This window comes from Alcanivorax sp. HI0044, assembly GCF_001634945.1.
The window spans coordinates 1-758 of the sequence record NZ_LWEZ01000305.1 but is presented as its reverse complement, the minus strand read 5'-3'; the positions used below and the strand labels follow the sequence as shown (position 1 = coordinate 758).

Annotated in this window: 1 protein-coding gene; it reads left to right on the top strand. The window is 56.5% G+C overall.

Going from position 1 to position 758, the window contains the following annotated elements; translation table 11 throughout:
• The coding region (locus A3730_RS03735) for a TolC family protein (protein WP_197477267.1) at positions 1-412 on the top strand (412 nt) is incomplete at its 5' end.
• Positions 413-758: the final 346 nt, after the last annotated feature.

Here is a 758-nt window from a genome sequence, read left to right as displayed (position 1 = left end):
TTTGTGGGGCGTGGATTTCAGCCTGCCATTGAAGTTCTTCAATACCGGCAAGCCAGGCTATGAAGCTGCCCTGGCGGACAGTGAAGAGCGGCGTGCACTGCTGGAGAAAACCCGCAACGACATTCAGGCCCGGCTGGACGGAGCGTTGAGCGATTACCAGCAGCGGCGCGAGCGCTGGGAAACCTGGCAACAACTCACCGGCGATAGCCTGGCGCGCAGCGACACCTTGCTCAAGCGCGTCTGGCAGCAGGGCGAACTCACCACCCAGAACTATCTGCAGGCCTTGAATCAGCGGCTCGATACCCGGCTGGCTGGCATCGCCCTGCGCGATGCCATGCAGCAGGCCTGGGTGCAGTGGCTCTATGAAAGCGCCCAGCTCAACGACTGGCTGAACCAGTTGGCCAACGAATGATTGTTCTGTAGGAACCGAGCTTGCGAGGTAACAGCCGCAGGGTGAGCGAAGCGAATAACACCGCTTGAAACGAGAAATTAAGCGAAAAATTACTGTAGGAGTGCCACTTGAGGCGCGAATGGTTTCTGCGACACGCGGTGCCAACTTCTTCGCGCCCTGAACGGCGCTCCTACAAAAAATGGAAAATTTTTTATGAAACCGAAAATGACATTTCAAAAGACGCCTCTGGCCATCTTCTTGCTGGCAACCCTGGCGAACCCGGGCTGGGCGGATGAAAATCATGACCATGCCCACAACGAAAGCAACGAAGCCGAACAGCATGCACAACAGGCTGCTCCGGATAATA